Origin of the sequence: Pseudomonas sp. PvP001, assembly GCF_040546375.1 — a bacterium.
In the GTDB taxonomy this organism is placed as follows: Bacteria; Pseudomonadota; Gammaproteobacteria; order Pseudomonadales; family Pseudomonadaceae; genus Aquipseudomonas; species Aquipseudomonas coleopterorum.
Window position 1 is genome coordinate 984715 of record NZ_JBEPNQ010000001.1, and the last position, 23978, is coordinate 1008692.

16 protein-coding genes and 3 pseudogenes are annotated in these 23978 nt (G+C 63.8%); 10 read left to right on the forward strand and 9 right to left on the reverse strand.

Going from position 1 to position 23978, the window contains the following annotated elements:
- Positions 1–86 precede the first annotated feature (86 nt).
- The 4 genes and pseudogenes from ABMD26_RS04455 to ABMD26_RS04470 all read left to right on the forward strand — a co-directional run bounded on the left by ABMD26_RS04455 (position 87) and on the right by ABMD26_RS04470 (position 4559).
- A complete protein-coding gene (locus ABMD26_RS04455; protein ID WP_134721497.1) occupies positions 87–1991 on the forward strand; it encodes an ATP-binding protein in 1905 nt (634 codons plus the stop codon).
- 271 nt (positions 1992–2262) lie between these two features.
- Positions 2263–2778, forward strand: coding sequence for a 3-hydroxyacyl-[acyl-carrier-protein] dehydratase FabA (gene fabA, locus ABMD26_RS04460; RefSeq protein WP_049861013.1), 516 nt, complete (start codon positions 2263–2265; stop codon positions 2776–2778).
- Positions 2779–2789: 11 nt separating this feature from the next.
- Positions 2790–4011 (forward strand): annotated as a pseudogene (gene fabB, locus ABMD26_RS04465) (beta-ketoacyl-ACP synthase I).
- A gap of 140 nt (positions 4012–4151) precedes the next feature.
- On the forward strand, positions 4152–4559 hold the full coding sequence (locus ABMD26_RS04470; protein ID WP_134721499.1) for an OsmC family protein: 408 nt from the start codon (positions 4152–4154) through the stop codon (positions 4557–4559).
- Positions 4560–4651: 92 nt separating this feature from the next.
- On the opposite strand, the gene ABMD26_RS04475 is transcribed toward ABMD26_RS04470, so the two are convergent.
- Positions 4652–5380 carry a dienelactone hydrolase family protein gene (locus tag ABMD26_RS04475; protein WP_134721500.1) on the reverse strand — a complete coding sequence of 243 codons (729 nt, stop codon included), beginning with the start codon at positions 5378–5380 and terminating at the stop codon, positions 4652–4654.
- A 69-nt stretch (positions 5381–5449) separates the two neighbouring features.
- Positions 5450–7355 (reverse strand): annotated as a pseudogene (gene htpG, locus ABMD26_RS04480) (molecular chaperone HtpG).
- A 293-nt stretch (positions 7356–7648) separates the two neighbouring features.
- Here htpG and ABMD26_RS04485 point away from each other — a divergent pair.
- The gene (locus tag ABMD26_RS04485; RefSeq protein WP_049861017.1) at positions 7649–7945 is read left to right on the forward strand and encodes a hypothetical protein; all 297 of its coding nucleotides are present in this window, start codon (positions 7649–7651) and stop codon (positions 7943–7945) included.
- A gap of 140 nt (positions 7946–8085) precedes the next feature.
- Here the strand turns inward: ABMD26_RS04485 and ABMD26_RS04490 are convergent, their stop codons facing one another.
- Positions 8086–9750, reverse strand: a complete 1665-nt coding sequence (locus ABMD26_RS04490; RefSeq protein WP_056843228.1) for a DEAD/DEAH box helicase — start codon at positions 9748–9750, stop codon at positions 8086–8088.
- A 387-nt stretch (positions 9751–10137) separates the two neighbouring features.
- On the opposite strand from ABMD26_RS04490, the gene ABMD26_RS04495 reads away from it, so the two are divergent.
- The gene (locus tag ABMD26_RS04495) at positions 10138–10929 is read left to right on the forward strand and encodes a crotonase/enoyl-CoA hydratase family protein (RefSeq protein ID WP_122741704.1); all 792 of its coding nucleotides are present in this window, start codon (positions 10138–10140) and stop codon (positions 10927–10929) included.
- Positions 10930–10956: 27 nt separating this feature from the next.
- On the opposite strand, the gene ABMD26_RS04500 is transcribed toward ABMD26_RS04495, so the two are convergent.
- Together ABMD26_RS04500 and ABMD26_RS04505 are read right to left on the reverse strand one after the other, a co-directional pair.
- Complete coding sequence (locus ABMD26_RS04500; RefSeq protein WP_056843467.1) at positions 10957–11658, reverse strand: spermidine synthase; 702 nt, start codon at positions 11656–11658, stop codon at positions 10957–10959.
- A gap of 171 nt (positions 11659–11829) precedes the next feature.
- Complete coding sequence (locus tag ABMD26_RS04505) at positions 11830–12579, reverse strand: sulfite exporter TauE/SafE family protein (RefSeq protein WP_354308373.1); 750 nt, start codon at positions 12577–12579, stop codon at positions 11830–11832.
- 215 nt (positions 12580–12794) lie between these two features.
- Between ABMD26_RS04505 and ABMD26_RS04510 the strand changes: the two genes are divergently transcribed.
- Both ABMD26_RS04510 and ABMD26_RS04515 read left to right on the forward strand, forming a co-directional pair.
- The gene (locus tag ABMD26_RS04510) at positions 12795–13265 is read left to right on the forward strand and encodes a MarR family winged helix-turn-helix transcriptional regulator (protein WP_049861021.1); all 471 of its coding nucleotides are present in this window, start codon (positions 12795–12797) and stop codon (positions 13263–13265) included.
- A gap of 72 nt (positions 13266–13337) precedes the next feature.
- Entirely contained in the window at positions 13338–14060 is a 723-nt protein-coding gene (locus tag ABMD26_RS04515; protein ID WP_122741700.1) for a FadR/GntR family transcriptional regulator, read from the forward strand.
- On the opposite strand, the gene ABMD26_RS04520 is transcribed toward ABMD26_RS04515, so the two are convergent.
- The 3 genes and pseudogenes from ABMD26_RS04520 to ABMD26_RS04530 form a co-directional block, all read right to left on the reverse strand.
- On the reverse strand, positions 14026–16389 hold the full coding sequence (locus tag ABMD26_RS04520) for an efflux RND transporter permease subunit (protein ID WP_354311795.1): 2364 nt from the start codon (positions 16387–16389) through the stop codon (positions 14026–14028). The genes ABMD26_RS04515 and ABMD26_RS04520 overlap by 35 nt on opposite strands.
- A 17-nt stretch (positions 16390–16406) precedes the next feature.
- Positions 16407–17420 carry a WD40/YVTN/BNR-like repeat-containing protein gene (locus ABMD26_RS04525; protein WP_502948299.1) on the reverse strand — a complete coding sequence of 338 codons (1014 nt, stop codon included), beginning with the start codon at positions 17418–17420 and terminating at the stop codon, positions 16407–16409.
- An 8-nt stretch (positions 17421–17428) separates the two neighbouring features.
- A pseudogene (locus tag ABMD26_RS04530) lies at positions 17429–18733 on the reverse strand (MFS transporter); the annotation flags it as partial.
- A gap of 36 nt (positions 18734–18769) precedes the next feature.
- On the opposite strand from ABMD26_RS04530, the gene ABMD26_RS04535 reads away from it, so the two are divergent.
- Together ABMD26_RS04535 and ABMD26_RS04540 are read left to right on the forward strand one after the other, a co-directional pair.
- Positions 18770–18913, forward strand: a complete 144-nt coding sequence (locus ABMD26_RS04535) for a hypothetical protein (protein ID WP_167649264.1) — start codon at positions 18770–18772, stop codon at positions 18911–18913.
- Positions 18914–18990: 77 nt separating this feature from the next.
- Positions 18991–22461 carry a hybrid sensor histidine kinase/response regulator gene (locus tag ABMD26_RS04540; protein ID WP_354308376.1) on the forward strand — a complete coding sequence of 1157 codons (3471 nt, stop codon included), beginning with the start codon at positions 18991–18993 and terminating at the stop codon, positions 22459–22461.
- Here the strand turns inward: ABMD26_RS04540 and ABMD26_RS04545 are convergent.
- Positions 22432–23838, reverse strand: coding sequence for a DNA recombination protein RmuC (locus ABMD26_RS04545; protein ID WP_354311797.1), 1407 nt, complete (start codon positions 23836–23838; stop codon positions 22432–22434). The two genes, ABMD26_RS04540 and ABMD26_RS04545, sit on opposite strands and share 30 nt — an antisense overlap.
- Between the last annotated feature and the right edge of the window lie 140 nt (positions 23839–23978).

Below are 23978 nucleotides of genomic sequence, written 5' to 3' on the forward strand. Positions count from 1 at the left end.
CGCTCTGACCGGTTAACATGCCTGACTGTTCAACTCGATTCAGGCCCTGTCGTGCTCGCCATATTCCCATTGCCTCACGCCCTGACATGAAGTTGCGCCTGAACCGCGACATTCATACGCGTACGCAGATCATCAGCGTCGGGCCGGCGCTGCTGTTGACGCTGCTGCTGATCGGCTTCTTCACCTTCGTACGCCTGCAGGACCTTCGTCAGGAACTCAACCACACGGGCCAGTTGATCGCCAACCAGCTCGCCCCCGCGTCCGAGTACGGTGTGGTCACCGACAATGCCGCAGTGCTCGAAGGCTTGCTCGGCGCCACTCTGGCCACTCCACATGTACGCTTTCTGGAGATCCAGGACCAGACCGACCAGCGCCTGGCCTACGTCGAACGGCGTGTCGGCGATGAGCATCGCTCGGCCCACGTCGAAGTGTTCCAGGCGCCGATCCAGATCCGCGGCGCGTTCCTCGAGGACCATCGGGCACAGGTGCAGCAGCACCTGGTGAGCGCCAGCAGTGGCGACTACCTGGGGCGGGTCATCGTTGGCATGTCCGACGATGCCTTCAGTCAGCGCCAGCAGGAGATCGTGCTCAAGGCGGGCGTGCTGGCGCTGTTCGCCCTGCTGTTCACCTATCTGCTGGCCCGGCGCCTGGCACGCAGCCTGGCCCAGCCGATCAGCGAAATGAGCCGGGTGGTCAAGGCCATCGGCCAGGGCCGCTTCGACACGCCGCTGCCGATCGTCGACGACAGCGAACTGGGCCACCTGGCCGGGCACATCAACAACCTGGCCAGGGCCTTGGCCAAAGCCAGCGACGAACAGCATCAGGCCATGCAGCAACTGATCCAGACCCGTGAAGAAGCCGAGCGCGCCAACAGCGCCAAGTCGGACTTCCTGGCGATGATGAGCCATGAACTTCGTACGCCCATGAACGGTGTGCTGGGCATGCTGCAGTTGCTCGAAACCACTGCACTGAACGATGAGCAACGCGATTACGCCCAAGTGGCGACCGAGTCCACCGAGCACCTGCTCAAGGTCATCAACGACATTCTGGATTTCTCCCGCATCGAACGGGCAGCCATGGAACTGGAGCACATCGGTTTCGGCCTGCACGAACTGATCACCAGTTGCGTGCAGGCCTTCCAGCACACCGCCCGGCAGCGCAAACTGGTGCTCGAACTTGCGCTGCCCGAGGGCATCGAGGGCTTGCAGGTCGAGGGTGATCCGACCCGCATCCGGCAGATTCTGGTCAATCTGATCGGCAATGCGCTGAAGTTCACCGATGACGGCGGGGTACACGTCGGCGTGCAGTGGCAGGTGCTCGATCACCAGTTGATCTGGCTGACCTGCACCGTGCGCGACACGGGCATCGGCATTGGCGAAGATCGCCTGGAAAGCATGTTCGTCGCCTTCGCCCAGGCCGACAGTTCGATCTCACGGCGCTACGGCGGTACCGGTCTGGGCCTGCCGATCGCGCGGACCCTGGCTGAACGCATGGGCGGTACGTTGCGGGCTCAGAGCCAGGAGGGTCAAGGTTCGCTGTTCACCCTGGAAATGCCCTTGGCCCTGAGCCAACAAAGCCTGGCGCGTCCGGCACCGGTGCCCAGCACCTGCGCCCAGGACGACGGTGCCGGTCACCGCGTGCTGCTGGTGGAAGACAACCCGGTCAACCAGACCGTGATCGAAGCGATGCTGCGCAGCCTGGGTTATGACGTCGATGTGGTGAGTGACGGGGCCGAGGCGGTCAGCCAGGTGCGTGAACGGCTCTATTCGGCGGTGCTGATGGACTGCCGCCTGCCGGTTCTGGACGGCTACGGCGCCTCACGGCAGATCCGCCAGATTCCCGGTCGCACCGAGCTGCCGATCATAGCCCTGACCGCTAACGCCTTGCTGGGCGACCGCGATACCTGCCTGGACGCGGGAATGAACGATTACCTGGCCAAACCGTTCAAACGTGCAGACCTGCAACAGGTTCTGCTGCGCTGGACGAGCTGAAAATGCACCGGTGAATAACGACCCGATGCCTTCCAGATAGCGCCCGTTGCTGGCAAGAAATGTTAAAGTGCGGCAGTCTTGTACATCCATTCGGACAAAGCCCGCCGTCTGGCATTATAATTTCAGTGAACAAGTGTACTTCCGTATCGCTTGCGCTGTGACTTTCACTACAACGCAATAGTCTATGTGTAGGCTGCCGACCCAGGCTTTGATCCTTCTGGTCGGTCGGGAAGATCTGCCCCCTGCCACCAGGGACTATTGAGGAGCTCGCATGACCAAACAAAACGCCTTTACTCGGGAAGATCTGCTGCGCTGCAGTCGTGGCGAGCTGTTCGGCCCAGGTAACGCGCAATTGCCCGCCCCCAACATGCTGATGGTGGACCGCATCACCCATATCAGCGCCGAAGGTGGCAAGTACGGCAAGGGTGAATTGGTCGCCGAGCTGGATATCACCCCGGACCTGTGGTTCTTCGCCTGCCACTTCGAAGGCGATCCGGTGATGCCGGGCTGCCTGGGCCTGGATGCCATGTGGCAGCTGGTCGGTTTCTTCCTGGGCTGGCAAGGCCTGCCGGGCCGCGGCCGTGCGCTGGGTTCGGGCGAAGTGAAGTTCTTCGGCCAGGTTCTGCCGACCGCCAAGAAGGTCACCTACAACATTCATATCAAGCGCGTGCTCAAGGGCAAGCTGAACATGGCCATCGCCGATGGCTCGGTCAGTGTCGACGGTCGCGAGATCTACACCGCCGACGGCCTTCGGGTTGGCGTCTTTACATCCACCGAAAATTTCTAAGGGTTATCCGCATGCGCCGCGTTGTTATCACTGGTCTGGGCATCGTTTCGTGCCTGGGCAATGACAAAGACACCGTCTCCGCAAACCTGCGGGCAAGCCGCCCTGGCATCCGCTTCAACCCGGAATATGCCGAAATGGGTCTGCGTAGCCAGGTTTCCGGCTCCATCGACCTCAATCTGGAAGAATTGATCGACCGCAAGGTGTACCGCTTCGTCGGCCATGCCGCCGCGTACGCCTACCTGGCCATGCAGGATGCCATCAAGGATTCCGGCCTGACCGAAGAGCAGGTCTCCAATCCTCGTACCGGCCTGATCGCAGGTTCGGGCGGCGCCTCCACCTTGAACCAGATGGAAGCACTCGACATCCTGCGCGAAAAAGGCGTGAAGCGCGTCGGCCCGTACCGTGTCACCCGGACCATGAGCAGCACCGTGTCGGCCTGCCTGGCCACCCCGTTCAAGATCAAGGGCCTGAACTACTCCATCGCCTCGGCGTGCGCCACCAGCGCGCACTGCATCGGTACGGCCATGGAACAGATCCAGATGGGCAAGCAGGACGTGGTGTTCGCCGGTGGCGGTGAAGAGGAGCACTGGAGCCAGTCGTTCCTGTTCGATGCCATGGGCGCCCTGTCCAGCAAGCGCAACGACACGCCCGAGAAAGCTTCGCGTGCCTATGACAGCGACCGTGACGGCTTCGTCATCGCCGGTGGCGGTGGCATGGTGGTGGTCGAGGAACTGGAACACGCCCTGGCCCGCGGCGCGCACATCTACGCCGAGATCGTCGGCTACGGCGCAACCTCCGATGGCTACGACATGGTTGCGCCAAGCGGCGAAGGCGCCATCCGCTGCATGCAGCAGGCCCTGTCCACCGTCGACACCCCGATCGACTACCTGAACACCCACGGCACTTCCACGCCAGTGGGCGACGTAGCCGAGATGAAAGGTGTGCGTGAAGTCTTCGCTGGCAAGTATCCGGCCATCAGCTCGACCAAGAGCCTGTCCGGTCACTCCCTGGCGCGCCGCTGGCGTGCACGAAGCGATCTACTGCATGCTGATGATGGAAGGCAATTTCATCGCCGGCTCCGCCAACATCGACGAACTGGACCCTGCCGTGGCCGATCTGCCTGTGCAGACCGTTACTCAGGAAAACGTCGAGATCAACACCGTGATGAGCAACAGCTTCGGCTTCGGCGGCACCAACGCTACCTTGGTGCTCAAGCGCTGGACCGGCCAGTAAGGCTCATAGCCTTGCTTGAAGACGGCGCCTGCGGGCGCCGTTTTTTTTGCCTGCAGTCGGTCGGCTGACGACAGTTGAACCCCTTTGGCGGCACAAGCCTCTATAGAGTGTGGTTTGTGCACTCTAACGAAGGGATCTCCATGTCTATCATCGTGACTACCGAACCCGGCGACGGATTTCGCCACCGCATCGACATCGATGGCCGCCACTCATTCCATACCGACCTGCTCGAAGCCTTGGGTGGCGCAGATTCGGCCCCCTCCCCCCACGACTATTTCGACGCCGCACTGGGCGCCTGCAAGGCCTTGACCCTGAAGCTTTATGCGCAGCGCAAAAACATCCCATTGACCGGGGTGAACATCGAGGTCAAGCGCGACAACAGTCAGGAGCCGACCGGCAAGTACAGCCTGCGGGTCAAACTGACGCTACTGGGCAATCTGACGGAAGCACAGCGCCATGACCTGGACCGGGTCGCCGATCACTGTCCGGTGCACAAACTGATGACCAGCGCGGTGATCGATATCGAGACGTATCTGGCGGAGGCTTAGGTGGGGGTTGTTCGCGGCCGCTGACCGCTCCTACGCAATTTCCGTAGGAGCGGCCAGTGGCCGCGAACAGGCATTCCTGGTCACCTGCTGACTCAGGCCTGGAACACTTCGTCGAGCAGGTTGTGCATGGCCTGGAAAGCCCGCGCCGAGACCTTGGCATCGTACATCTGCACACCTGGGTTGTTGGCCTCGGTGTCGGTGAACGAATGGTAGGCACCCCCGTAGCTGGTCAACTGCCAGTCCACACCTGCCGAGTTCATTTCGGAACGGAACGCAGGCAGTTGCTCGGCCGGCACCAGTGGGTCGGCGTCGCCATGCAGCACCAGGACCGAACCCTTGATGTCATGAGCATCGGCCGGATTGGGTGTGTCCAGCGTGCCGTGGAACGACACGGTGGCCTTGAGCGCTGCGCCGGTACGTGCCAGCTCCAGAGCACAGCAACCGCCGAAGCAGAAACCGAAGGCTGCGGACTGAGCGGGATCGACGGCAGCATGGGTCTGCTCGTGCAATTGCTGCAACGCTACCTGCATGCGCTTGCGCAGCAGGGCACGGTCGTTCTTCAGCGGAGTCATGGCCGCTGCGGCTTCGTCGTTGTTGCTCGGGCGCACGCCCTGCCCATACAAGTCCACCAGCAGCACCACATAGCCCTTGGAAGCCACGGCATGGGCGATGCGCTCGGCACCCTCGCTGACACCCATCCAGTTGGGCGCCATCACCAGCCCCGGACGTGGAGAAACGATATCGGCGTCGTACACCAGACGGCTTTCGTACGCCTGCCCGTCGATCTGGTAGACCACGGATTGAACGGTCAATGTGCTCATGCTTGTACCCCCAAAAGGTCGTGACTGAAAACGAAAAAGCCCGCCGAAGCGGGCTTTTACCTGGACTGCTTAAACGGACAACTCGACCAGCAGCTTGTTCAGCCGCCGCACGTATCCGGCAGGATCTTTCAAGCTGTCACCGGCCGCCAGCGCCGCCTGATCGAACAGGATGTGAGAGAAGTCGGCGAAACGATCTTCGCTCTGCTCCACGTCCAGCTTGGCGATCAGCGGGTGGTTGGGGTTGAACTCGAAGATCGGCTTGGAATCCGGCACCTTCTGGCCGCTGGCTTCCAGGATCTGACGCATCTGCAGGCCCAGGTCCTGCTCACCGATGGCCAGGATTGCGGGCGAATCGGTCAGACGGTGGGAAACCCGCACTTCGCTGACGGAATCACCCAGAGCCGCTTTAAGGGCGCTCGACCAGGCCTTCCTTGTCCTTGGCGATTTCTTCCTGGGCTTTCTTGTCCTCCTCGGAGTCCAGCTTGCCCAGGTCGAGGTCGCCACGGGCAACGTCGACGAAGCCCTTGCCATCGAATTCGGTCAGGTAGCTCATCAGCCACTCGTCGATGCGATCGGTCAGCAGCAGCACTTCGATGCCTTTCTTGCGGAAGACTTCCAAGTGCGGACTGTTCTTGACCTGCGCATAGGACTCGCCGGACAGGTAGTAGATCTTGTCCTGACCTTCCTTGACCCGTGCCAGGTAGTCGGCCAGGCCGACGCTCTGCTCGCCGCTGTCGTCGCTGGTGGAAGCGAAGCGCAGCAGGCCGGCGATCTTTTCCTTGTTGGCGAAGTCTTCGGCAGGGCCTTCCTTGAGGACCTGGCCAAAGTTCTTCCAGAACCCCTTGTATTGCTCGGGCTCGTTCTTGGCCAGTTTCTCCAGCATGTCGAGAACACGCTTGGTCAGGGCCGTTTTCATCGAGTCGATGATCGGGTCTTTCTGCAGGATCTCACGCGACACGTTCAGGGACAGGTCGTTGGAGTCGACCACACCCTTGATGAAGCGCAGGTACAACGGCAGGAAGGACTCGGCCTGATCCATCACGAACACGCGCTGTACGTACAGCTTGAGGCCACGCGGGGCTTCGCGCTGGTACAGGTCGAACGGTGCACGGGCCGGTACGTACAGCAGCGAGGTGTATTCCAGCTTGCCTTCGACCTTGTTGTGGCTCCAGCTCAGCGGGTTTTCGTAGTCGTGACCGACGTGCTTGTAGAACTCCTGGTATTCCTCGTCCTTGATCTCGGTACGCGGACGGGTCCACAGGGCGCTGGCGCGGTTGACGGTTTCCCACTCCTGCGCCGGAGCCTCTTCGCCTTCGGCCGGCGCGCTTTCCTTGGGCAGCTCGATCGGCAGGGCGATGTGGTCGGAGTACTTCTTGATGATGTTGCGCAGACGGTAGCCGTCGGCGAATTCGTCTTCGGCGCTTTTCAGGTGCAGGACGATACGAGTACCGCGCTCGGTCTTCTCGACGTTGGCGACTTCGAACTCGCCTTCACCCTTGGACGACCAGTGCACACCTTCGCTGGCCGGAGTGCCGGCACGACGGCTGTAGACGTCGACCTGATCGGCGACGATGAAGGCCGAGTAGAAGCCCACGCCGAACTGACCGATCAGGTGCGAGTCCTTCTTCTGATCGCCGGTGAGGTTCTTCATGAAATCAGCAGTGCCGGACTTGGCGATGGTGCCCAGGTGGGTCACGACATCGTCACGGTTCATGCCGATACCGTTGTCTTCGAGGGTGACGGTCTTGGCGTCCTTGTCGAAGCTGACGCGGATCTTGAGCTCACCGCCGCCTTCGAGCAGCTCGGGCTTGGCCAGTGCTTCGAAACGCAGCTTGTCGACGGCGTCGGAGGCGTTCGAGATCAATTCGCGAAGGAAGATTTCCTTGTTGGAATACAGCGAATGGATCATGAGGTGCAGCAGCTGCTTCACCTCGGTCTGGAAGCCCAGGGTTTCCTTTTGAGTTTCCACACTCATGGTCATCAAACTCCAATCAGATGGCAGGTGCCGCCGATGAGCGGCGGGATGACAAGGAGATGGGGCCACCGATCGGTATTTCAAGGGTGGCGTCGGCAGACGAGTGAGCCAGCACCCGTGAACGGCTTCTTTCACCCAGGGCCTGCGTGAAAACCGGACGAGTGCTTGAACGGTACAGCACGGCTGCGGAAAAACCTCATTGCGATCCGATACTTATATATAACCGCAATGACGGAACTTATATCCGGGGCACACCCTCTTAGCCTCGTAGATACCCAATAAGGAGAAACACCATGCGCAAGACACTCGCTTACTCCCTGATGCTGGCTGCCACCCTTGGTCTGGCTGCTTGCGACAAGAAATCCGAAGACAAGGCTCAGGACGCTGCAGAGCATCGTCAGGAAGCGCAGGAAAAAATGGACTCGGCTCAAGAGAAAATGAACGATGCCGCCAAGGAAAACGCCAAGGCCAACGAAGCGGCTGCTGAATCGAACAAGGCTGCAGCTCAGGAAGCGACCAAGTCCGACTCGAGCATGCCCGTAGCCCCAGGCACCACCCCTGCTACCCAAGTGCCGCCTGCCAAGAACTGATTGATCGGCGGTGCCTGCTTCGCGGGCAGAGCCCGCTCCCACAGGAGCGCGCTCGACCTGGCGATGAACGCGCCGCGATCAAGACAAAAAAAATCCCCGAACCAGTCGGGGATTTTTTTATGCCTGAAGACTATAGACAATCAGTCTTCGCGATAGCGACGCAGCTTCAGCTGCTTGCCAGCGACGCGGGTGTCTTTCAACTTGCTCAGCAGACCTTCCAGACCTTCTTCAGGCAGCTCGACCAGGCTGAAGCTGTCACGCACCTGAATGCGACCGATAGCCTCGCGGGCCAGGCCGCCTTCGTTGAGGATGGCGCCCAGCAGGTTCTTCGCAGCGATGCCGTCACGAGCACCCAGGGCAGTACGGCAGCGTGCGCGGCCTTCACCCAGTGGCATGGGGGCGCGACGCTCGCGGTCACCACGGTCAGGACGATCACCGCTGGTGCGTTCGCGTGGAGCGCTGGTCGGAACCAGTGGCTGCTCTTTGTTGACGGCATCCAGGGTCAGCGCCTGGCCATTGGTGGCCTTGCGCAGCAGGGCCGCGGCCAGGGCACGCGGGCTGCAACCGATGTCGGCGGTCAAGCGGTCCAGCAACTCGCCGTGAGTGCTTTCGGCATCGCCTACCAGCGGCGCGAGGCTGTTGGTCAGCTTGCGAATGCGCGCATCCAGCACGGCCTGGCCATCTGGCAGGCGAACTTCAGCGACCTTCTGGCCGGTGACACGCTCGATGACCTGCAGCATGCGGCGCTCACGTGGAGTCACCAGCAGCAGCGCACGGCCTTCGCGACCGGCACGGCCGGTACGGCCGATACGGTGCACGTAGGACTCGGGGTCGTACGGCATGTCGACGTTGAACACGTGAGTGATGCGCGGTACGTCCAGGCCACGGGCAGCGACGTCGGTGGCGACGACGATGTCCAGGCGACCATCCTTGAGCGAGTCGATGACGCGCTCGCGCTGGTTCTGGGCGATGTCACCGTTGAGTGCCGCAGCCTTGTAGCCTTTGGCTTCAAGGGCGCTGGCCAGGTCGAGGGTGGCTTGCTTGGTGCGCACGAATGCGATCAGCGCATCGAACTCTTCGACTTCCAGCAGGCGCAGGACAGCCGAGGTCTTCTGGTCGGCGTGAACCAGCAGGTGAGCCTGCTCGATCGCGGTGACGGTCTGAGTCTTGGTCTGGATCTTGACGTGCTTGGGGTCTTTGAGATGACGCTCGGCGATGGCGCGGATCGACTGCGGCAAAGTTGCCGAGAACAGTACGGTCTGGCGAGTCTCGGGCATGGCCTTGAAGATGACTTCCAGGTCATCCATGAAGCCCAGCTTGAGCATTTCGTCGGCTTCGTCGAGCACCAGGTGGTTCACCGTGGCGAGGACTTTCTCGTCGCGACGCAGGTGGTCGCAGAGACGGCCGGGGGTAGCGACGACGATTTGCGCGCCGTTGCGGATGGCTTTCAATTGCGGGCCCATCGGGGCACCGCCGTACACGGCCACTACGGTAACGCCAGGCATCTGCTTGGCGTAGGTTTCGAATGCAGTGGCTACTTGTAGCGCCAACTCACGGGTTGGCGCCAGGATCAGGGCTTGCGGCTCGCGCTTGCTCGGGTCGATACGATGCAGGATCGGCAGAGCGAAGGCGGCGGTTTTACCGGTGCCTGTCTGCGCCTGGCCGATCATGTCATGACCGGCGAGAATGATCGGGATCGATTGTTGCTGGATAGCCGAAGGCTCTTCGTAGCCGGTAGCGACTACAGCAGCAACAATGTTCGGATGAAGTTCGAGAGCGGCGAAGCCGCCGGTTTCCTGGGTCATGGGTCTGCCTCTAAGTGCATCCGCAAAGACCCATGCTCCAAAGCTGCGCATGCCTTGTAAGACTCGAGAGTCACCCTGGCAGCTTTGTCGGCGGGGATTTGCGAAAACGATTGAATGAAAGAATCGTTAGGGAGAGTCCGCGGAACGGACATGCAGCCGAAGCTGTCTTCGGGGGATTGCGCTACCTAAACGTGGCCTGGTTAAAGACCGGCGCGCACTATACCTGAAAACGGCCGCAAGGTGAGACTTTTTTGTACCTTGGTGCCGCATGCACGGCCGAGCCACGCGGGCTTTGCGCGAATCGGCATCACGGTCTATTTTAGCGAAGGCGCCTGCGCAGGTGCGGCGGCTGAAACCTTTCATCCAAAACCTTCGGAGAATGCCGTCATGCCCACCCCCTGCCCCGGCAAGGTCAGCTGCGAGCTGCGCGAGCACGTCATGCTCATCGGCCTTGACCGCCCTGCCAAACGCAATGCGTTCGACCTGCCCATGCTCGATGCCCTGAGCCTGGCCTACGGCGCGTTCGAGCGCGAGCCGATGGCGCGGGTGGCGCTGGTGTATTGCCACGGTGAGCATTTCACCGCAGGGCTCGATCTGACGGCGGTGAGCACGCGTCTGAGCCAGGGTTGGCAGGTGCCGCCCGGCGGCTGCGATCCCTGGCGGGTGTCCGGCGGGCCGGTGGTCAGCAAACCGGTCATCGTCGCGGCGCAGGGGTACTGCCTCACCGTGGGCATCGAGCTGATGCTCGCAGCCGACATCAACCTGTGCGCCAGCAATACCCGCTTTGCCCAGATGGAGGTGCAGCGCGGGCTGTTCCCGTTCGGCGGCGCCACCTTGCGCCTGCAACAGATTGCCGGCTGGGGCAATGCGATGCGCTGGCTGCTCACCGGCGATGAGTTCGATGCTCACGAGGCGCTGCGCCTGGGCCTGGTGCAGGAAGTCATGGCCAGTGAGGACCTGCTGCCCAACGCGCTCGCCCTGGCCCAGCGGATTGCCCGGCAGGCGCCGCTGGGCGTGCAGGCGACCCTGGCGTCGGCGCGCCTGGCGATCAGCGACGGCGAAGTGGCCGCCAGCCGCCAATTGGCAGCGACCACGGGACGGCTGTTCGCCAGCGAGGACGCCCACGAGGGCCTGGCGGCGATGCAGCAGCAGCGCCCTGCCGTGTTCGTCGGCCAGTAGCAGGGGGCATCGAGTCGACGCGGCGTGTCAGGTCGCCGGGCGGATCAGGTCGATCAGGCTCTGCAGGGAATAGCCCAACTGCGGCGCCAGGGCTTCGGCACGCTGGCGCAGACCGGGCAGGTCCAGCTGCTGCTCGATATCGGCCGGTACCATCACGATCACGTTGCCCTCCTTCACCGGCAACTCCCAGTAGTGGCGCTGGTAGAGCCCGCGCAGCAACGCAGCGCCGAGCGGCTTGCCGTCGTTGCCGGCCCACTGGTTGATGATCAGCCAACCGTGCGGGTTCAGGCGTTGCTGGCACTGTTCGAGAAAGCGCCAGGCCAAGTGCGCGGGCGCCGGACCGTGATCGGTATACAGGTCGACGAAGATCAGGTCGGCGGTTTCGGCGCTGGGCAGCAATTCCAGCGCGTCGCCGACCCGGATGTACAGCCTGGGATCGTCTTCCAGGCCCATGTATTCGATGGCCAGCCGGGGCACGTCGGGGCGCAGTTCGATGCATTCGACGTCTTCGAGTGGCAGGAACTTGAGGCAGGCCTGGGTCAACGTGCCTGCGCCGAGGCCCAGGAACAGGGCGCTTTCGGGTTCCGCATGGCACAGCGCGCCCACCAGCATGGCCCGCGTGTAGTCGTACTCCAGCCAGCTGGGGTCGGCAGTGAAGGTGCAGCTCTGCTCGATGGCGTCGCCGAACTCCAGGAAACGGTAGTCCGCCACTTCCAGCACGCGGATCATGCCCCAGGCATCGTGCACCTCGGCCAGTACGTGCTCGGTGCGTTCGCGGGGTTGCAGGGTGTCTTGATCTTCCACCTGAGGGCTCGTCGCGGCGAATTGAAGCGCCGATTGTGGCATTAATCCACCGAAACCGGGCACCCCGTGCGGTCGATTCGAGCTAGACCCTGAACACTAAACCTTGAACAGCAGCAGAACCGCGCAGAGCAGCAGAAACACGCAAAAGCTGCCACGCAGGACTTTTTCCGACAGGCTGTAGGCGATCTTCACGCCCCAGCTGATGCTCAGCAGGCCGCCTACGGCCATCGGTATGCCCATGGCCCAGTCGACGTGATCGTGCACCGCGTAGGTCAGCAGGGTCACGCTGGTACTCGGCGCAGCCAGGGCCAGCGACAGGCCCTGGGCCATGATCTGGGTGGTGCCGAAGACGCTGGTCAGCACCGGCGTGGCCAGCACGGCGCCACCGACGCCGAAGAAGCCGCCGATCACCCCGGAAAAGCCGCCCAGCACCCCCAGCCATGGCCAGGCATGACGCATCTCGCCCGTGCCACTGACCGGCCGCAGGAACATCTGCGCGATGTTGTAGACCACCAGCGCCAACAGGAACGCCACGAAGCCCACCCGCATCGATGCCGGGTCCAGTCCGGACGCGAGCATGGAGGCGAGCCAGGCGCAGACCAGACCACCCACGGCCAGGGGCAAGGCGTGCCGCCAGGGAATGGGACGACGCTGGTGATAGCGCCACATTGCCAGGAGCACGTTGGGCACCACCATCACCAGCGACGTGCCCTGCGCCAGTTGCTGGTCCACGCCGAACAGCAGGCCCAGGGCCGGAATCGCGATCAGGCCGCCGCCGATGCCGAACACGCCGCCCAGCGTGCCCATCGCCGCACCCAGTGCAATGTAGAGCAATGTTTCGAACATACCGCCTCTCTCTATCCGGGGTGCACCCTCAAGCCGTGCATCCTACCAGTGTGACCGTCGTCGATGGGCATGCACGTCGGGCACAACCTCGAACGAACTATGGGCGATGTTTGTAGCTCGAAATCAACAGCAGCCTCATCACGGAACGAGCGAGCCGCCAGCCCTGCCATCGGCGACTCGCGCAATGCTCTCGCACCATTGGAAAAAGGATCAGCATGAACACCGAATCCACTCATGACAGGGCAGTCACCGCGGACGACAGCCTGCTGCTGGATAATCAGCTGTGCTTCTCGTTGTACTCGACATCGCTGTTGATGACCAAGGTGTACAAACCCCTGCTGCAAGCGCTGGGCCTGACCTACCCGCAATACCTGACCATGATGGTGTTGTGGGAACGAGACGGCATGACCGTGGGTGAAATCAGCACCCGGTTGCTGACCGACCCCGGCTCGCTGACGCCCCTGCTCAAACGCCTGGAAGCCGAAGGTCTGCTCAGCCGTACCCGCAGCAAGGATGACGAACGCGTAGTCATCGTCGAGCTGACGCCCCAGGGCCGGGCCCTGCGCGACCAGGCCGAGTCCGTGCCGCTGAACATCGTCAAGGCCAGTTGCCACAGCAGCGCGGAGTTGCGCGCCTTGCAGGCCAGCCTGCTGTCGTTGCGCAAGAACCTGCAACAAGGGCTCTGACACCCCGCCCGAATACTTGGCGCGCAGGTGCTATCATCGCGCATTACCTGCCCCAAGGACCGAAAGCGCCCCATGGATTATCGCAAGCCTTCAGATCGCAAAAGCATGCACTCGCGGATCGTCCAGGAACTGGGGATGCAAATCGTCTCCGGTCGCTTCAAGCCCGACGACCGCCTGCCCGCCGAAGCCCTGCTGTGTGAAGAGTATGCGGTCAGCCGCCCGGTGCTGCGCGAAGCCACCCGGGTCCTGGTGGCCAAGGGTCTGGTGTATTCCAAGCCGCGGGTGGGCTCGGTGGTCAAGCCGCGCCGTGAATGGCACATGCTCGACCCGGACGTCCTGCATTGGGTCATGCAAAGCACGCCGCAGAACGAATTCTTCGCCCTGCTGACCAGCGTGCGCACCATCATCGAACCGGCAGCAGCGGCGCTGGCCGCCCAGCATGCCACCGACGCCGAGGTCGCATCGATCGGCGAGGCCTACCAGCGCATGGAAGCGGCCGGATCGGTCGATGACGTGCTGCAGCCCGATCTGGATTTCCACAGCCGCATCGCCGACGCCACCCACAACGACCTGCTCGCACACCTGTGCAACATGCTGTCGCTGGCGCTGCGCGAGGCCCTGCGTCATTCCAACCAACGGCCCAACCTGCACGAGCTGGCCCTGCCGCGGCACAAGGCGATCCTCACCGCCATCGAGAACCGCGACGCTTTGGGGGCCCGGCATGCCACGCTGGTCCAGCTGGACGACGCGCGCAATGCCCTCAGTGTGGTGCTGGGGCGGGCCGAATCGCTGTAGGCCGGACCAGCAGCCAGGCCAGTGCCGGTAACAACCACAAGGCGCCAAGCATGTTCCACAGCAGCATGAAGGTCAGCATCAGGCCCATGTCGGCCTGGAACTTGATGTCCGAGAACACCCAGGTCACCACCCCGCAAGCCAGGCACAGGCCGGTGAACAGGACCGCTCGCCCGGTGGATCGCAACGTCTGGTAGTAGGCCTGCTGCAACGGCAGTCCGGCGCGCAGGTGGCTGGCCAGACGACTGTAGAGGTAGATGCCGTAGTCCACGCCGATACCCACTCCCAGAGCGATCACCGGCAAGGTGGCGACTTTCACGCCGATCCCCATGAACGCCATCAACGCGTTGCCCAGCACCGACGTCAGCATCAGCGGCAGGACGATGCAAAGGGTCGCGGCAAGGGAACGAAAGATCAGCAGGCACATGACCGCGACGCACAGATAGACCAGCATCAGGACCTGCGGCTCACGGGCCTGGATCACCTGATTGGTCGCCGCCTCGACTCCGGCATTGCCGGCGCCCAGCAGGAACTGCAGGTCGTCGCGATCATGTTCCGCGGCGAACCCCTCGACCGTGTCTACCACGCGCTCCAGGGTGAGGGCCTTGTGATCGTCGAGATAGATCAGGATCGGCGCCAGCGAACAGTCGGCGTTGTACAGACCTTCTGCCCGTGCGACGGCACTGTTGAGCACGGCCGCGTTGCGGCTCAGCGTTTCCCACTTGAGGTTGCCCTCGTTCATGCCCTTGATCGTCTGCCGCGCCACACTGACCAGGGAAACCGTCGACTGCACCCCGGGGGTGTTGTCCAGGCTCCACATCAGGTCGTCGATGGCCGCCATCGTCGGGTAGGTCGAGCAGCCTTCGACGGGCGTCTTGACCATCACCACCAGCACGTCGGCGCGGGTCGCGTAGTGATCGATGATGAACCGGTTGTCGCTGTTGTAGCGTGAATCGGGACGCAGTTCGGGCGCGCCCTGATCGAGATCGCCGATCTGCAGGTTCTGGCCGTACCACAGGCCTGCGGCGCCGGCCAGCAATGCCACGGCGATCGAGACCGCTGCCACGCGCGGGCTGGCCACGCGTGAAAAGGCGCGCCAGAAAGTCTGCTCGCGCGCACTGTCGGCCACTGCGCGTGGCCGAATGCCGATGTAGGAAATCACCACGGGCAGCAGGATCAGGTTGGTGAAGACGATTACCGCAACGCCTATCGAGGCACCGATTGCCAGCTCGCGGATGACGCCGATGTCGATGACCAGCAAGGCGATGAAACCCACGGCGTCGGCCAGGATGGCGACCATGCCGGGCAGGAACAGCTGCCGAAAGGTCCGTCGCGCGGCCGTCAGCGCGTCATCGGCAGTGCTCGCGTGCAGGGCGATGCCGTTGATCTTCTGCACCCCGTGGGAGATGCCGATGGCGAAGATCAGAAACGGCACCAGCATTGAATACGGATCGATCCCGAAACCGATCGCGTGCATCAGGCCCAATTGCCAGACCACGGCCACCAGGGTCGCGGTCAACACGGCCACGGTGCTGCGCACGCAGCGGGTGAATGCGTAGAGCAGAAGCGTCGTGATGAGCACGGCCACGGCGAAGAACGCGACCACTTTCATCAGGCCATCGATCAGATCACCCACCTTCTTGGCAAAGCCGACGATGTGCACCTTGACCTGCGGATTGCGCGCCTGGAACTGCTCGCGAATGCGATCTTCTAGCTGATGGGAAAACTGCTGGTAATCGAGTGCCAGCAACCTGCCGGGACGTTGCGGATCAGGATAGCGTTCAAGCAGCGGCACCTCGATGATGCTCGAACGAAAATCGTTGGCCACCAGGCGGCCGACCTGCCCCGAGCGCAGCACGTTGCTGCGCAGCGCCTCCAGACTCGCCGCCGTGCCATCGTAGCGTTGCGGGATCACCTCGCCGCCGGCGAAGCCCTCCTCGGTGACCTCGGTCCATCGCACGCTGGGGCTCCAGAGCGACTTCAAGCCGGCACGGTCCACACCTGGCAGGTAGAACACCTCGTCGTGGAGCTGGCGCAGGGTTTCCATGTAGGCTGCGCTGAAAATATCCCCGTCGGTGGCCTGCACAGCGATGCGCACGCTGTTGCCCAGGTGGGCGAGATCGTCGCGGTGGGCAAGCATGTTCTCGATGAACGGGTGCTGGAGCGGGATCATCTTTTCGAAGCTGGTGGCCGGGCGGATCAATATGGCCTGCCAGCACAGCACGAGACTGATCAGCAGGCACAGGGCAATGACGGCGGGACGGTGATCGAAGATCAGCCGTTCGAGCCACGACCCCTGCTGCTCGGCGAGCGCCGGCCGAGGCTGAAGCACATCACCTTGGGAGCCCGTCACGGTGCCACCGGCGCGCCGTCGCCGTCGACGCGTTCCAACCCGCCCTGCCCGGCCAGTACCCAGCGATCCGGTCCGGCCGCTGTCACGCCTGCCAAGGCGCGACGGTCGGCTCGGCGGTAGAGGCTGAAACGGTGGCCCTGGTCACGACTGCGCAGGACGCTGCCAGCGTTACCCACCAGCAGGATTTCGCCACTGTCCAGCCGCGCCGCCCCGGCCAGGCCGGACGCCAGCGCGCCCTGGGCGTCGCTCACCTCCACCGGTTGCCAGCTGTCGCCGAAATCCTCGGAGCGATACAGGCTGCCGCGCAGGCCGTAGATCAACAGGGTTCGCGGCTGTCCGGTGTCGATCACGCCGAACCAGGAGCCGGTGTAGGGACTGGGCACCGCGGTCCAGCTCGCGCCAGCATCGGCGGAGCGGTACAGACTGCCCTGCTCGCCGACCACGAACAGGCCGCCGCCTGGAATCATGGCGATGCCGTTGAGGTGGTACTGATCGTCGTTGGGCAGGCGCTCGCTGACCTCTTTCCAGGTCTGCCCGCCATCGCGGGTCTGCAGAACCAGGCCATAGGCACCGATGGAGAAGCCGTCGTCGACATCCTGGAACCACACATCCAGCAGAGGTGCTTCACGGTCCGGATCCTCGTGCTGTTTACGCCAGCTCAGTCCGCCGTCGGAGGTGGCCAGGATCACCGCGTCATGACCCACTGCCCAGCCATGCTGGCCGTCGACGAAGTACAGCGCGGTGAGCAGCTGTCGGGTCGGCACGCGAGCTTGCTGCCAGGTCAGGCCCTGGTCTGCCGAATGCAGAATGTGCCCACGCTCACCTACGGCAACCAACCGCCGACCGGCCTGGACGACGTCGAGCATCAGGCCGTGTGCGGCGCGGCTCGATGCAATGGCATAGTCGTCTGCGGCGCACACCGGCTGTAGGCCCTGCGAGACGATCAGGCACACACCGAGCAGGCAGCCCGCCAATCGACCCCACGACAGCGGCCCGCGCCGGGCGATCACCGACCGCGCAGCCACAGCCGAAAACGCGAGATGAACTCGGGCACAGCGCTGAAGAGGTAGGCATTGACGCCCAGGTTGGCCAGCGACACCACCAGAAACAGCTGGGGGATGGTCAGTTTGGCCATGCTGAGCAGGACGATGGACAGGATCGCCGACACCACCATGAACAGCGCGTTGAGGATGTTGTTGGCGGCGATCACTCGGGCGCGCTGGTCTGCGGCGGTGCGCGACTGGATCAACGCGTACAGCGGCACGATGTAGAAGCCGCCGAAGACGCCCAAGCCGAGAATGTCGAGCAAGACCCACCAGGTCTGACCCTGTCCCAGCGCCCCGATCCAGGTCTGAGGCGCCACCGCTGGCACGTGGCCGCTCGAATGCCACCACAGCAGCAGCCCGAACAGTGTCAGGCCAAGCGCGCCCAGCGGCACCAGGCCCATCTCGACCCTGTGCCGGGACAGCCGTTCGCACAGCATCGAGCCCAGGGCGATGCCCACGGAGAACACGGTCAGGATCAGGGTGACCACGGTTTCGTCACCGTCCAGCCACTGCTGGGCGTAGGCCGGAATCTGGGTCAGGTAGATGGCGCCGACGAACCAGAACCATGAATTGCCGATCAGCGAGCGTGAGACCGCCCGGGTCTGGCCCAGACCCAGGCGCAAGGTGACCCAGGTCTGCCGGGCGATATTCCAGTCCAGGACCAGCCCCGGATTGGCGGCGCTCACCGGCGGTATGGCACGGCTGGCGAGATAGCCCGCCAGCGCCACCAGGAGCACGGCGCTGGCCACGACACCGGCGTGATTGGCGGCCGACATCATCACCCCGGCACCGATGGTGCCCGCCAGGATCGCCAGGAATGTGCCCATTTCCACCAGACCGTTGCCCCCGACCAGTTCTTCGGGGCGCAGTGCCTGGGGCATGATCGAGTACTTGACCGGACCGAACAGCGCCGAGTGGGTGCCCATGGCGAACAGCGCGGCGAGCATCAGCCACAGGTGGTCGAATGCGAACCCCACCGCGCCCACCGCCATGATGACGATCTCGGCCAGCTTGATGGCGCGGATCAAGCGGTGTTTGGGAAATTTTTCGCCGAACTGCCCGGCCAGCGCCGAGAACAGAAAGAACGGCAGGATGAACAGCAGCGCGCAGAGATTGACCCAGACGCTGCGGTCGCCTTCGATGGCGAGCTTGTAGAGGATCGTCAGGATCAGCGATTGCTTGAAGATGTTGTCGTTGAAGGCACCCAGGGCCTGGGTCACGAAAAACGGCAGGAAACGGCGCTTGCCGAGCAAGGCGAACTGCGACTGCTGACTCATCGATCCTGTCCCTGAATGATGCCGGGTGGGCTGGGCATGGGGGTAGTGTGGCGTGGCAACGATGCCCTGTATGGCAATCATGACCTGCACTTGGCCGGCGGCATCGTCGGCGCACAGCATAACCCTATACCGTCCATCGCCCAACTGGATGACAGCGGTTGCGACCATGGTCGGCACTGACGGCGCAGCGCCTGCCGTGCGAGACTGGCGGGTGCCCGTTGCGATGGGCGCCTGCCCGCCCCGTTCCGGAGTCATCGATGTCGTTGTCCAGCGGATTGATCGCCACCGTTGCCCTGGCCTACATGGCCGTGATGTTCGCCATCGCCTTCTATGGCGACCGCCGCAGCGCGCCGCTGCCGCCACGGGTGCGCGCCTGGGTCTACAGCCTGTCGCTGGCGGTGTACTGCACCAGCTGGACGTTCTTCGGCGCGGTGGGCCAGGCGGCCGAGCAGCTCTGGGCGTTCCTGCCGATCTACCTGGGGCCGGTACTGCTGATGCTGCTGGCGCCCTGGGTGCAGCAGAAGATGGTGATGATCAGCAAGCAGGAAAACATCACCTCCATTGCCGACTTCATCGCGGCGCGCTACGGCAAGTCGCAGAGCCTGGCGGTGGTCGTCGCGCTGATCTGCCTGATCGGCGTGCTGCCCTACATCGCCTTGCAGCTCAAGGGCATCGTGCTGGGCGTGAACCTGCTGATCGGTGCCGGTGCCGACGCCACCGGCACCCGCGTGCAGGACACCGCCATGGTGGTGACCCTGGTGCTGGCGCTGTTCACCATTCTCTTCGGCACGCGCACGCTGGACGTCACCGAGCACCACCGCGGCATGGTCCTGGCGATCGCCTTCGAAGCGCTGGTCAAGCTGTTCGCGTTCCTGGCCGTGGGCATCTTCGTCACCTATGGTCTGTACGACGGTTTCGATGATCTGCTCGATCAAGCCATGCTGGCGCCACGCCTGGAAGCGTACTGGAAGGAAACCATCAACTGGCCCTCGATGGTGGTGCAGACCGGCGTGGCCATGATGGCCATCCTCTGCCTGCCACGGCAGTTCCACGTCACCGTGGTGGAGAACACCGACCCACAGGACCTGCGCCTGGCGCGCTGGGTGTTTCCCGCCTATCTGATCCTGGCCGGGCTGTTCGTGGTGCCGATCGCGCTGGCCGGGCAGATGCTGCTGCCCAGCTCGGTGATTCCGGATTCGTTCGTCATCAGCCTGCCCCTGGCCGAAGCCCATCCGGCCCTGGCCCTGCTGGCCTTCATCGGCGGCGCATCGGCGGCCACCGGCATGGTCATCGTCGCCAGCGTGGCGCTGTCGACCATGGTCTCCAACGACATGCTGCTGCCGTGGCTGTTGCGTCGGCAGAGTGCGGAGCGGCCTTTCGAAGTGTTTCGCCAGTGGATGCTCAGCGTGCGCCGGCTGAGCATCGTGGTGATCCTCTTGCTGGCCTACGTCAGCTATCGCCTGCTCGGCTCCACCGCCAGCCTGGCCACCATCGGCCAGATTGCCTTCGCCGCCGTGACCCAGCTGACGCCGGCGATGCTCGGTGCGCTGTACTGGAAGCAGGCCAACCGGCGCGGGGTTTTCGCCGGGCTGGCGGTGGGTATCTTCCTCTGGTTCTATACCCTGGTGCTGCCAGTCGCGGCGCACAGCCTGAACCTGCCGCTGAACCTCTTTCCCGGTCTGGCCTGGATCCACGGCAACCCCTTCGGTTTGCCGATCACCCCGTTGACCCAAGGTGTGGTGTTGTCGCTGGCCGGTAACTTCATCCTCTTCGCCTGGGTTTCGGTGCTGTCGCGCACCCGTGTCAGCGAGCACTGGCAGGCCGGGCGTTTCATCGGTCAGGAGATCAACGCCGGGCCCCATGGGCGCTCGCTGCTGGCGGTGCAGATCAACGACCTGCTCAACCTGGCCGCGCGCTTCGTGGGTGAAGAGCGTGCACGGCAGAGCTTTCTTCGCTACGCCTATCGTCAAGGCAAGGGCTTCAATCCCAACCAGAATGCCGACGGCCAGTGGATCGCCCATACCGAACGGCTGCTGGCGGGCGTGCTGGGCAGTTCGTCGACCCGCGCGGTGGTGAAGGCGGCCATCGAAGGTCGTGACATGCAACTCGAAGACGTGGTGCGCATCGCCGACGAAGCCAGCGAGGTGCTGCAATTCAACCGCGCGCTGTTGCAGGGCGCGATCGAAAACATCACCCAGGGCATCAGCGTGATCGATCAGTCGCTGCGCCTGGTGGCCTGGAACCACCGCTATCTGGAGCTGTTCAATTACCCGGACGGCTTGATCAGCGTGGGTCGGCCGATTGCCGACATCATCCGCTACAACGCCGAGCGCGGCCTGTGCGGACCGGGCGAGGCACAGGTCCATGTGGCCCGGCGTCTGCACTGGATGCGCCAGGGTCGCGCGCACACTTCCGAGCGGCTGTTTCCCAATGGCCGGGTCATCGAGTTGATCGGCAACCCGATGCCGGGCGGCGGCTTCGTCATGAGCTTCACCGACATCACCGCCTACCGCGAGGCCGCGCAGGCGCTCAAGGATGCCAACGAAGGCCTGGAGCAGCGGGTCGCCGAGCGCACCCATGAACTGTCGCAATTGAACCAGGCGCTGACCGAAGCCAAGGGTCATGCCGAATCGGCGAACCAGTCCAAGACCCGTTTCCTGGCCGCGGTCAGTCACGACCTGATGCAGCCGCTCAATGCCGCACGGCTGTTCTCCGCCGCGCTGTCGCACCAGCCCGGTTTATCGACCGAGGCCAGCCAACTGGTGCAGCACATGGACCATTCACTGCGCTCGGCCGAAGACCTGATCAGCGATCTGCTGGATATCTCCCGCCTGGAGAACGGCAAGATCAGCCCGGATCGCAAGGGCTTCGCCCTCAGCGAACTGTTCGATGGGCTGGGGCCGGAATTCAAGGCCCAGGCCCGCGAACAGGACCTGGATTTCCGCGTGCGCGGCAGCCGCTTGCGGGTGGACAGCGATATCAAGCTGTTGCGCCGCGTGCTGCAGAATTTCCTCACCAACGCGTTCCGCTACGGGCGCGGGCCGATCCTGCTGGGGGTGCGGCGCAAGCCCGGCGCCTTGAGCCTCGAGGTGTGGGACCGCGGCCCGGGCATCGCCCGCGACAAATTGGAAACGATCTTCGAGGAATTCAAGCGCCTGGACAGCCACCAGACCCGGGCCGAAAAGGGCCTGGGCCTGGGCCTGGCGATTGCCGACGGGCTGTGCCGAGTGCTCGGCCATCCGCTGCAGGTGCGCTCCTGGCCGGGTCATGGCAGCGTGTTCAGCGTGACGGTCCCGCTGGCCGGCGTCGACACCCAGAACGCCCTGCCCGCTCCGGCGCCCGTGAGCCAGCCGCTAGGCGGGGCGCGAGTGCTGTGCGTCGACAACGAAGACAGCATCCTGCTGGGCATGCACAGCCTGCTCAGCCGCTGGGGGTGCGAGGTGTGGACCGCGCGCAATCGCCAGGAGTGTGCGGCGCTGCTGGCCGAAGGCAAGCGTCCGCAACTGGCCTTGGTCGACTACCACCTGGACGAAGGCGAGACCGGGACGCACCTGATGGCCTGGCTGCGCACTGCGCTGGCCGAGCCGGTGCCGGGCGTGGTGATCAGCGCCGACGTGCGCCCCGAAACCGTCGCCCAGGTGCACGCCGCGGGCTTGGACTATCTGGCCAAGCCGGTCAAACCGGCGGCCTTGCGGGCGCTACTCAACCGGTACCTGAGCCGGCACTGACACGCCGTCGGCATCGGCCTCGGCGCTGGCGTCCTGACGCGCTTCGGTCATGGCGCGTTCGAGCAGGTCGGGCGGCAGGCTCTTGCTGGCACGGGCGCCAAGCAACTTGAGCTGCTCGCTGCGGCTGACCAGGTTGCCGCGCCCTTCGGTGAGCTTGTTGCGCGCCGCGCCGTAGGCCTTGTCCAGCTGCTGCAGGCGGTTGCCGACTTCATCGAGATCCTGGATAAACAAGACGAACTTGTCGTACAGCCACCCGGCGCGCTCGGCGATTTCGCGGGCATTCTGGCTTTGCCGTTCCTGCTTCCAGAGGCTGTCGATGACCCGCAGCGTTGCCAGCAAGGTGGTGGGGCTGACGATGACGATCTGCCGGTCGAAGGCTTCCTGGAACAGGTTGGGCTCGGCCTGCAGCGCAGCGGAGAAGGCCGCTTCGATGGGCACGAAGAGCAGGACGAAATCCAGGCTGTGCAGCCCGTCCAGGCGACTGTAGTCCTTGCCGGACAGCCCCTTGACGTGGTTGCGCAACGACAGCACGTGCTGCTTGAGCGCGGCCTGGGCGATGGCACCGTCTTCGGCGGCGATGTACTGCTGGTAGGCGGTGAGGCTGACCTTGGAATCGACCACCACCTGTTTGTCGCCGGGCAGCATGATCAACACGTCCGGCTGAAAACGCTCGCCGTCCGGTCCCTTGAGGCTGACCTGGGTCTGGTACTCGCGACCCTTTTCCAGCCCGGCATGCTCCAGCACCCGCTCCAGGATCAGCTCGCCCCAGTTACCCTGGGTCTTCTGGCCCTTGAGGGCCTGGGTCAGGTTGGTCGCTTCGGTGCTCAGGCGCTGGTTCAGCTGTTGCAGACGCTCCAGCTCCTTGCCCAGGGAGAAGCGCTCGCGTGCCTCGTTCTGGTAGCTCTCTTCCACACGTTTTTCGAACGACTGGATGCGCTCCTTGAGCGGATCGAGCAGTTGCCCCAGGCGTTGCTGGCTGTTTTCGGCGAAGCGTTGTTCGCGCTCGTCGAAGATCTTGCCGGCCAGCTCGGCGAACTGCGCGCGCAGTTCGTCCCGTGAACCCTGCAGGTCGTTCAGGCGCTGCTGGTGGCTGTCCTGCTGTTCGCGCAGTTCAGCCGACAGGCCGGCACATTGCGCATCCAGACGGCGCAATTCGGTTTCACGGGTGCTGCGTTCGATGCTCCAGGCGTGGGCGGCATCGCGGGCATTGTCGCGCTCGTTCTGCAGCAGCTCGACCTCGCGGCGCAGACCGGCCAGTTCGGCCTGCTTGGCCGAGTTGGCCTGGCTCAGGTCGCTGACCTCGTCGCGGCAGGCATCGAGCTGCGCGCTCAGGCCGTCCTGAGCCAACTGCGCGTTGCTCAGGCGCTCGTCGAGCAAGGCGACCTGGGCCAGGGCGGCAGTGCTTTTGCGCTGCAGCTGCCAGGCCAGTGCCAGGCACGGCAGGGCGGCCGCCAGCAGGCCGATCAACAGGCTGGTCACGTCCAGGGCCATGGTTTGCTCTCATGCAGGGTCGATGA